13 protein-coding genes are annotated in these 9652 nt (G+C 38.7%); all 13 read right to left on the bottom strand.

The features are described 5' to 3' along the window. Positions 1-79 precede the first annotated feature (79 nt). Complete coding sequence (locus tag AC1DVB_RS22835) at positions 80-307, bottom strand: sulfurtransferase TusA family protein (protein ID WP_034312794.1); 228 nt, start codon at positions 305-307, stop codon at positions 80-82. 42 nt (positions 308-349) lie between these two features. Continuing rightward, entirely contained in the window at positions 350-1462 is a 1113-nt protein-coding gene (locus AC1DVB_RS22840; RefSeq protein WP_477591104.1) for an MBL fold metallo-hydrolase, read from the bottom strand. 63 nt (positions 1463-1525) lie between these two features. Next, positions 1526-1921, bottom strand: coding sequence for a DsrE/DsrF/DrsH-like family protein (locus AC1DVB_RS22845; protein ID WP_477591092.1), 396 nt, complete (start codon positions 1919-1921; stop codon positions 1526-1528). Positions 1922-1945: 24 nt separating this feature from the next. Beyond that, positions 1946-2518, bottom strand: a complete 573-nt coding sequence (locus tag AC1DVB_RS22850) for a sulfurtransferase TusA family protein (protein ID WP_477591094.1) — start codon at positions 2516-2518, stop codon at positions 1946-1948. A gap of 43 nt (positions 2519-2561) precedes the next feature. Beyond that, entirely contained in the window at positions 2562-2864 is a 303-nt protein-coding gene (locus AC1DVB_RS22855; protein ID WP_063576599.1) for a rhodanese-like domain-containing protein, read from the bottom strand. An 18-nt stretch (positions 2865-2882) separates the two neighbouring features. Next, the gene (locus tag AC1DVB_RS22860; RefSeq protein WP_268938364.1) at positions 2883-3251 is read right to left on the bottom strand and encodes a rhodanese-like domain-containing protein; all 369 of its coding nucleotides are present in this window, start codon (positions 3249-3251) and stop codon (positions 2883-2885) included. Between the two features lie 26 nt (positions 3252-3277). Continuing rightward, entirely contained in the window at positions 3278-3757 is a 480-nt protein-coding gene (locus AC1DVB_RS22865) for a DsrE/DsrF/DrsH-like family protein (protein ID WP_477591096.1), read from the bottom strand. A 110-nt stretch (positions 3758-3867) separates the two neighbouring features. Then, complete coding sequence (locus tag AC1DVB_RS22870) at positions 3868-4173, bottom strand: monooxygenase (RefSeq protein WP_477591098.1); 306 nt, start codon at positions 4171-4173, stop codon at positions 3868-3870. Between the two features lie 38 nt (positions 4174-4211). Further along, positions 4212-4472: a metal-sensitive transcriptional regulator gene (locus tag AC1DVB_RS22875; RefSeq protein WP_034312817.1), complete on the bottom strand. Its 261-nt coding sequence runs from the start codon at positions 4470-4472 to the stop codon at positions 4212-4214. A 743-nt stretch (positions 4473-5215) separates the two neighbouring features. After that, positions 5216-6445 carry an amidohydrolase gene (locus AC1DVB_RS22880; protein WP_477591100.1) on the bottom strand — a complete coding sequence of 410 codons (1230 nt, stop codon included), beginning with the start codon at positions 6443-6445 and terminating at the stop codon, positions 5216-5218. 7 nt (positions 6446-6452) lie between these two features. Beyond that, entirely contained in the window at positions 6453-7847 is a 1395-nt protein-coding gene (locus tag AC1DVB_RS22885) for an APC family permease (RefSeq protein WP_095679834.1), read from the bottom strand. Positions 7848-7870: 23 nt separating this feature from the next. Then, positions 7871-8575, bottom strand: a complete 705-nt coding sequence (locus AC1DVB_RS22890) for a FadR/GntR family transcriptional regulator (RefSeq protein ID WP_230135593.1) — start codon at positions 8573-8575, stop codon at positions 7871-7873. Positions 8576-9288: 713 nt separating this feature from the next. Next, on the bottom strand, positions 9289-9652 hold a 364-nt coding region (locus tag AC1DVB_RS22895), incomplete at its 5' end, for a tRNA-dihydrouridine synthase (protein ID WP_477591102.1).

Here is a 9652-nt window from a genome sequence, read left to right on the forward strand (position 1 = left end):
AGATGGTAATGATAAAGGTTATATCCATTTTAAGTGCCTCCCTTAAAAGAAGGGAAACCAAATGGTTCCCCTCTCTTTATCAACCTTTTCTGATCCAAAATTTCAGTATATCATTTTCTTCTGCTGTTTCCATCAGCTCATGGCCACCGGATTTTGACCAAGCGGCTAAGTCTGCTTTAGCTCCTTTATCGGTTACATGTATTTCCAGCACTTGCCCGGTTTGCAAATCATTCATCGCTTTTCTCGTTTTGACGATTGGCATTGGACATGCCAGTCCCTTAGCATCTAGCACTTTATCTGCATTCATATTTCATCTCTCCTATTTTCTTGGTTTCTATTTTTATCGGTATTAGCGAACCGCACAGCGATTTGGTCCAGTTTCCATTTCGCGCTGTTTTTCATTATCGGGTTCGATTTTCCCCATATTGGTTTCACGAATTTCTTGATAGGCGTTTGGCTGTGGCGGTAAATTACCTGTTACCAGCTCTCTGAATTCCATTTCATCCGCTATGTTCAATCCATGATTTTCAGCAAATAGCGAACCCAACTTTTTAGCGACACTTCCATCTTCATTCAATTCATCAATGATCATGAAATGTGATGGCAATACAATTAACTCTTCTGATAATTCTTTATAACGTGTATACAGTGTTTCTCTCAAGTCCCCTACCCAATCCTCAGCCAAACCAGCTAGGTCCGGTCTGCCAATGGAATCGATGAATAGTATATCCCCGCTTAGCAAGTATTTTTGATCCACCACAAATGAAGTGGATCCAATGGTATGTCCCGGGGAGTATAATGCTTGGATATCAATCGCTGTATGACCGATCGTTATCACGTTCCCGCTTTCTAATGGCTGATATTCAAAAGTTACTTCAGCCGCATCTTTTGGCGGCAGCCAGTAAGCTGCATTTGTTGCTTCCGCGATTCGTCTTCCACCTGAAATGTGATCGGCATGTAAGTGAGTATCCAGAACATGTGTAATCTTAACCCCGATATCATCTGCGAAATCAAGATAGGCATCTATCATTCTTGCGGAATCAATAACGGCTGCTTCCCCATTGGAAACGACCATGTAAGATAAACAGCCTTTACCAAGTCGAACAAATTGGTAAATTTCGGCACCATTTGTCAATTCGCCTATCCTCACTGGTTCCAAGTGTTCACTCCATGCTTTCATGCCGCCCATTAAATAAAAAACATCCAATCCAGCTTCAGATAACATTTCAGCTACCATGACGGATGAGCCTTCCTTTGCACATACTACCAGGATTTCTTTATTGGCCGGGATTTGATCGAGAATTTCTTCCACGCCATCCAGTAGATCAAAGTAAGGGATATTAAGGAATTCGAAATTCTGCCCTTCAATTTTCCAATCATTAAAGTCACTTTCATTTCGAACATCCAAAATAAATAAGTCGGTTTTATTGATCACTTTCTTTGAAACTTCAGAAGCTGTCATTTGCTTAAAAGTCACGCCATATACCCCCTTCAGTATTTATGTTTTCAAAAATTTTTTCCTTCATTAAAAGGTTAATGTAACATCAGCATCTTTCGCGAACTCCAAAAATGTGACCGCTCCACCTACTTCGATACCATCAACGAAAGCTTCTTTTTCAATGCCCAATACGTCCATGGTCATTTGACACCCAATAAACTTGACGTCCATTTCCTGTGCCATAGTAACTAACTCAGGAATGGAAGGAACATTGGCCTTTTTAAACCCTTCGGCAAAATGCTCCTTACCTTCAGGCAGAGGAAGTTTTCCATTCGCGTCTTTATGAATTAAGTTCAAACCTTCGAAAGTAAAGAAAATGGCCACTTCTTGATCTGTTGCTGCCGCTRCAGTTGCGATGTTAAACACTTTATATGCATCAAATAAACCACCATTACTTGCGATTATGGCTACTTTGTTAGTCATGATCTATTCCTCCATTTTATAGTTTTATTCATTCATGGATTTTTGGGAAGGACCGTTCCATTGGCTCATGCCGGGTACAACATTGAATACCTGTTCAAATCCAGCACCGGTCAGTTTTTGTGCAGCAAGATCACTCCGGCTGCCTGTACGGCAAATCACGAAAATCTCTGACTCTATATCCAGTTCACCCATACGTTGTTCCAATTCACCCATTGGAAGGGATCTTGCTGCTGGAATGTGATTAAAAGCATATTCTGCGGATTCTCGTACATCCAGGATGACCATATTTCTATTTTCTTCCATTACTTGCAGCAGTTCTTCATTGGAAATGATTTTTTCATGCTTCTTCACTTCTGTTTCTTCTCCGCTTGCTTTCCGAAGATAATGTTTTAGTGTCGTTCCCTCTTCAACCGTACCCAAGTATTGGTGACCTGAACTTTCCGCCCAGGCTTTCATATCGGCGGTTGACCCTTTATCAGTTGCATGAACTTCCAGTACTTCCCCCGCTTCCAGCTTATTCATGGCTTTTTTCGTTTTTACGATTGGCATTGGACAGGCTAAACCTTTTGCATCCAAAACGGAATTTGTTTTTATCATTTTATTTCCTCCTTCTATTATAGGTATGGGGGTATATTTGAATTTAAAATTTTTCTGTGGGACCTTCCCATTCATTCATACCACCCATCATGTTCAATACTTTATATCCATGATCCTCAAGTAATTGTGCTGCCCTTGAACTTCTGCCCCCTGACCGGCAAACCATGATATACTCTTTTGATTTATCCAAATCCTGCATTCTAAATTCCACCAGACCCAACGGGATGTTCACAGCATTTGGTATTTTCCCTGCTTTTACTTCATCGGCCTCCCGTACATCAATGATGTGGACTGGGGAGTTCCCCTTCAATAATGCGTTCACTTCATTCGGTAAAATTTTTTTCACCTTTATAAGAACCTCCTTTTATTCGCGCCAAGAACTCATGCCGCCTTTTACGTTAGTGACTTCTTTAAATCCAAGTTTTTTCAATGCTTTACTCGCATTACTGCTCCTCATCCCGCTTTGGCAGATTACAACCACTTCTTTATCTTTTGACAGTTCCTGTGCCCTTTTGCCAAGTTCGTTTAAAGGAATGTTTTTAAAATCCTTTATGTGATTGCCCCTATATTCATTAGGAGTACGGACATCAATCAATTGCTTATTTCCCTTATTTTTCAACACAGCTTTTAGCTCAGCCGCATTTATATTTTTTATCCCCTTTACAGGGACAAAGCGCTGATATAAAAACCAAACAATGAAACCTAATATGATGAGGTTAAATATAGTTCCCAATGGACCCATCCCTCCGGTACCCAAATTTATATAAATAAGTTTACATTTCCATCCTCTGCTTCAGCTAAATATGCCGCAACACCTGCATACTCAATTCCATCCAATAACTCCTCTTGCTGTAAACCCAATAAATCCATTGTCATCGTACAGGCTATCAGTTTAATTTCCTGTTCTTGGGCCAACTCAATTAAATTTGGGAGTGACATGGCGTTATGCTTTTTCATCACGTGTTTGATCATTTTGGGACCCATCCCAGCAAAGTTCATGTTTGATAGACCCATTTTATCAGAACCACGCGGCATCATTTTCGCAAACATTTTTTCAAGAAATCCTTTTTTTAATGAAATCGGCTCATCCTTCCTTAAAGCATTCAATCCCCAGAACGTATGGAAGATGGTCACTTCATGATTGTAAGCCGCCGCCCCATTTGCAATGATATAAGCAGCCATTGCCTTATCATAATCACCACTAAATAAAATGATCGTCGTTTTTTTCTTTTCAGTCATTATGCTTCCCCCTGATGAAATTTCATTTTTACCCTTAAATACCCTACGGGGTATATATTATTTTAAAAAATAAGTGCGTCAACCCACTTCACTAAAATAAATGGTTATCTTTATTTGCTTGGTCCATGATTGATTGAAGTCAGCCCTTCATTTACTTCAAAAATTTTTCCATTAACCTTCTCTATACCAAACCCATTTATCCGAGCTGTATGCATCGTCAAGTACTTACATGCGGATTCCTTCGTTTCAAACAGATAAATGCCGCCTGCTTCCTTTGCCTCACTGTCTTCGGTCCAAATCTTCCAGATCAAGCCTTCTTCACTATTAATGCTTTTTGCTAAATCTGTAAATTCTTTTACCATTTCGTTGCCGAAAGGTCCCTCCATTTTAAAATCCACTTGTAAAATATAAGACATGAATAACACTCCTTTTTCAACAGTTCAGGTCAATTCTTTTACCTGCTTTTTATCAGTAAATTAACCGCTTCCTTGACTAGATGATCAGTGCCCTCTCCATTCTCGACGTTTTCCCGAACGCATTGCTCAAGATTGGCACTTACGATAACACCCATGGTCCTATCGATGGCACTTCGCGCAGCCGACAACTGAGTGACGATTTCCCTGCAATCTTTTCCCTGCTCCATCATTCCAAGAACACCCTTGATTTGTCCTTCAATCCGCTTCAACCGATTAATGACACTTTTATCATACTCCATACTCCGCCCCCCATCTATTTACAATCGTTAATATCATAACTGATTACAATAATTCCAATTCCGATTAAGGAGCTCAGTCCCAAGATCACTTCTTCCGAAGCAATTATTGTGAATTTATTCATTTTCTCGTGAGTTTGCGCGCTTTACTCGTGAGTTTTCGCATTTTACTCATGAGTTTGCACGTTTTACTCGTGAGTTTGCACRTTTTACTCGTGAGTTTTCGCATTTTACTCGTGAGTTTGCGCGYTTTACTCGTGAGTTTGCRCRYTTTACTCGTGAGTTTKCGCGCTTTACTCGTGAGTTTKAACATTTTACTCGTGAGTTTATTCATTGATAACTCGTGAGTTCATAATATACCTATAGGGGTATTCTGTCAAGCCGTTTTATTCACACTTTTATTAAAAGATAAAAGCCCCAAAATACGGGCAGCTTTCACTAATTCTTCAATTCTTTAATTCTTCAGCATCAAAAGAGTTGTCGATTATGCAGCGCCTGGTACTAATGAGATCCTTTTTAAATTCATAGGTCTCGGTTTTTTCATGGAGAATCCGGAATCGCACTCCCTTTGATTCGCAATAGAAACCCGTATCGATTATTGCCACCTTTTCTTGATTGACGATTAAACAATGATGAAAGTAATCAGCATTAGTTCGCCTAAAACAGAAAAAACTCATAAAAAACGCCATCCTTTCTGTTTATTTCTACAAAGAATGGCGTTCTTTCGTTTTACTACTAATTTTTTTCTAAGATTGATTGAATGAACCTGAAACAATTTTCCCTTTGTGCATAACCCCAAGGCGCCTTGCACGTCTTGCAACTGCTTCTGCTGAACAACTAGCTTCCACAAAAACAGCATCCGCATTATCACCAATAGTCGGCCAAACTCGCTCCCCCTCTGAATTAAGAGGTGTTTTCCCGCCAGTAATAAAACCAAGGGCCCGTCCTAATGACCACTCATCAATCCAAGCGAAACGTTCAGCCATCAGACTAGCTTTGTAAAGCACGTCCCCTGTGCCGAATGGGTCCCAATGATCCGTTATACTGTCATTTACAAGCGAAACATTTATACCCTTTTCATGAAGCAGCGGAATTGGAATTGTGGGAATATCGATAGGTACAGTAGAAGCGATTGAAATACCCGCTTGAGCTAAAGTTTCCGCTGCATCTGCTGCCACTTCAACTGGAACATCCCCGAGTCCAAACGCATGCCCAATTGTAACTCTTCCCTGCCAGCCTGCTTCTTCTGTAAATTTAGCCAATCGTTTCATCGTATAAATTCCCAGGTGACCAGGTTCATGTAAATGCAAATCTATATCTGCATCCGATTCAACTGCAAGCTCTATGAGTGCATGTAATGAAGCCTCAATATTTTCATCTACTATGGCCGGATCCAATCCCCCTGCAGCAGTGGCCCCCATTTGCAATGCTTCCCTTACAAGTGGAACGGAATTACTTCGCAAGAGTCCGTGCTGAGGAAAAGCAACTAACTCGTAAGAAAGCTGTCCATCGTATGATTTTAGGGCACGTAAAACTGCTTCCATGTTTTTCAACCCAATTATAGGGTCAACATTACACTGAGCCCGTATGTGGGTTACTCCATTCTGTAAAAGCAGCTCCAAAATCTTCTTCGCCCTTTCTTCCGTGACAGGAAGAAGTGACGGAAGCATGTCTTCTTCTTCTTTCATTCGGCCAAATACATCCACAAATGGGGTACATGCTTTCCATTTACCTCCAAAGTATGTTTTATCCAGATGAATATGCATATCCTGAAAACCAGGCAGTATAAGCAGTCCACCCGTATCCTGAACTGGCAACCCAACAGGTAAATTCTCATGAGCTGGGATTATTCTCGTGAATTTTCCTTCTTCAACAAGGATATGACAGTTTTCTGTAATTGTTTTTGTAACCATGCCATCCTTACGAATGAAACCGCTTTCAAGTAATACATTTGCTAACCAATAAGATTGTGTCATTAAAGCATCATCCTTTCATTTCATTCATATTTAATTCCGGTGGAAGTTTTTTAAAGAAATTTGTATTGAGTCCTAAGTAAATAACTCCAACTGTCAACCAAATCAAACCTGCAGTCTTTGCATACATATCCAATTTGTATAAAAAGAAGAGCGTGATTAATGCTCCGATAGAAGGGAATAACAAATATCGTACAATGTTTATCCCTTTACGTTTTTTCTGCTTAATAAAATAATAGAATATTACAGATATATTTACGAAGGTACAGCCAAACAGTGCGCCAAAGTTTACTAAAGAAATGACTGTTTTTACGTCAAGAAATAAAGCAGTTAAGCTAAGAGACCCAATAAATAAAATACTATTTGTTGGAGTAGCTTTTTTAGGGTGAATATAGCCAAAAAACTTCGGTATAATTCTGTCGCCACCCATTTTACAAAGCATACGGGAACAAGAGGTTTGTGCAGCTAAAGGACCCGCTATGGCTCCAATCAAGGTGAAAAAAGGATAGATAACTGCAAGTATACCTAATCCAATCTTTTTAAATAATTCAAGTGCCCCCGTATTTACATCTGTGAATTCACTCCAGCCAGCAGGCCAGGCTAACAGCATTAAGTAAGATACAGTTGTAAATAAAAGCCCCGCACCCGCACAAATGATTAATACCGCTCTTGGAACATTAACTCTCGGATTTATAGCTTCTTCCGCTACCATCGTTACAGCATCAAATCCAAAATATGATAGTACAAGTATGGATGCACCAGTAAAAATGACTCCCCATCCTACTTCGGGTTTAGCAAACTCACTAGAGTTTACAAATACATCCCAGGAGAAAAAGGATCCCATTCCTCCACCTTGGGAAATAAATTTAATTAAGAAAATCGTTACAATAGCTATAATGGAGAGCTGAACCAAAACAATTATATTGTTTACTTTGGCAGTAACGTTAATGCCAACATAACTAATCGTTGTCACAAGGACAGTTAATCCGAGGATCCATATCCAATTAGGTATTTCAGGGAAAATCGCATTCATATAGTTAGCAGCAATAACGTAAGACAGCATAGGTACAAGAAGATAATCCATCATAACAGTCCAACCTGTTAAAAAACCAATATATGGATTTATCGCCTGTTGGGCATACGTGTATGCAGAACCTGAGACTGGGAAAGCGGCAACCATGCTGCCATAACTAAATGCTGTAAACAGTATAGCAATTGCGGTTAACGCGTGAGTTAAAGAAAACATTCCGTGAGTTATATTCGATACAATTCCATACATATCAAAAATTGTTGTAGGAATTAAATATGCAAGACCGTAAAATACAAGGGAAGGAAGGGTTAGAACTCTCTTAAAATTCGGCTCTTCTTGAATTAAACCAGAAGTAACGGTGGCTTTAGCTCTCAATATAATTCCCCCTATTATTGGTATCAGGTGTATGGGTTTTGGACGCTCTTATACTCCTCTACCATTTTGACATAATGGCTTTTCACATCGTCAATATGTTCTTTCATTAATTTAGAACTTCTATCTGAATCTCCTTTTTTTACCGCCTTCAAGATCTGTTGATGGTAGTAAAGTGCTGTTTTTGGATCATCATAAGTTGCCATTTCAATCCTTACTTTTTTGAAGAATTCAGAAATATTATTGTACATATCAATAATCACTTGGTTGTTTGTTGATCTTGCAAGCGTTCTATGAAATACAAGATCGGGAACGATAATGGAAGATCCCATTTTAATACAAACTTCTAAATCGACAAGCGATTGTTCAAGGATATTGATTTCATTCGGCTTTATCCTTTTTGCAGCCAAATATGCGATTTCAGCTTCAATCACTTTGCGAAGTTCTAATAAGTCTAGAGAATTATCGATATTGACAGATACTTCGAACGTGCTAGAAAATGCCTTGTCATTGAGATGTAAACTTTTCTTTACATACACCCCCTTTCCTATTTTTTTTTCAATAATTTCTTTTTCAGAAAGTGATTGCAATGCCTCTCTTACAGAAGATCTGCTTACTTCTAATAGTTTAGCCAGTTCTCTTTCAGACGGAAGCAGGTCACCGCTTGTAAGATTATTCTTGAGAATAAAATCACATAAAAATTTTTGAACAGTTTCACTTACAATTGCCATCTTTAATTTCAACTCCATAGCTTTAGATATCCGACCGGTCAGACCAGTTTAAACAAAAATACCTTCGTTATTTGAAAATATATATTTCTCTCGCCCCCTTTCTTTTTTGAATTTTCTATATTCACTATGCAAGTCCTATTCCAAATTTAAAAATACTGTTTTACCGGCTAACTATTATTAAAATCAGCAATATCATCATGCGTATTAGAATAAAAAATTCAGTATTGCATAATTCATTGTTAATTTTTAATATTTCGAGATGCAAAAAAACGAAATATATAGGACATTCGAAACCTAGCATCTCTTAAGAGCATTAGCCCATATGATGATGAAGTGGCTGATATTTTCTACAACGGCCCTAAGAAGTCCCCGTTAGCAAAAATGTGAGCAAATCACTATTGTTTCAAAACGCATCCAGTAAGCCAAAATAAAAAGACCCAAACCCTTTTAATTTAAAGGATTTGAGCCTTAGGTTCATCTTTGTTTTTTACTTGTATGTCTAAAAATATTGAAGAAATAATGATTTTCCCCGGTAACTTGCTTTTATTTGTTCATAACCCAATATAGATTACTATAATAACAAACATAGAAAGCAAAAATTGGCGGGATTGAGTGCGGTTCAATACCACCTTCACATTATTCAATTAAAAGCTTAGTAAAAAGCTTTTGGGGCAAAACAGTTAAACGTCCTACTACGCTTTTACCTTGAACTTCTACTGTTCCCCCATCCCATCAAGATTGTTTGACACAAAGTTTTGGAGCAAAGCACGCGCTTCATCTGTTGACTCTGTGTTCATTAATTGAACTCTTAATTCACTTGCCCCTCGAAACCCACGGACATATATCTTAAAAAAGCGATGAAGAGCCTTGAACGAACGTAGCTCCAATTTTGAATATTTATCATGGAGATCCAGATGCAACCTTAAGAGATCAAGCAATTCCTTACTGCTATGATCTTTCGTCTCCTTTTCAAAGGCAAATGGATTATTGAAAATACCACGCCCTATCATAACCCCATCAATACCGTATTGATGAGCCAGCTTTAAGCCAGTTTGACGGTCAGGGATATCCCCATTG

It is taken from the genome of Peribacillus sp. P4_D6, assembly GCF_056401795.1.